The 324-nt window shown below is 38.9% G+C and carries 1 protein-coding gene; it reads left to right on the top strand.

All coding sequences use genetic code 11. The annotated features are described in order from the left end of the window. Nucleotides 1-286: transposase (locus CWC16_RS19260; protein WP_138542681.1), on the top strand; the 286-nt coding region annotated here is incomplete at its 5' end. Nucleotides 287-324: the final 38 nt, after the last annotated feature.

Here is a 324-nt window from a genome sequence, read left to right as displayed (position 1 = left end):
AGTAGCAGCAGCTTATTGTGGGTTAATCCCACGTCACAATGAATCGGGTAAATTAAAAGGGCGAACATCAATCAGTAAACTTGGGCCAGCCAGAATTCGCTGTAAACTCTACATGGCAGCCATTGTCGCTGGGCAATGGAATAAAAGAATAAAACGACACAAGTTAACATTAATAAATAACGGTAAAACACCGATGCAAGCTGTGTGTGCAAATATGCGGAAGCTCATCCATATATGTTTTGGTGTAATAAAAAACCAAGAAGTGTTTAAGCTCCAAGAAAGTTAAATACGACCTTGAAGCTTAAAATGAGAGATGGTATCTAC

Origin of the sequence: Pseudoalteromonas sp. S3776 (assembly GCF_005886915.1) — a bacterium.
Taxonomy (GTDB): domain Bacteria; phylum Pseudomonadota; class Gammaproteobacteria; order Enterobacterales; family Alteromonadaceae; genus Pseudoalteromonas.
This window is presented reverse-complemented; position numbering and strand designations above follow the sequence as displayed.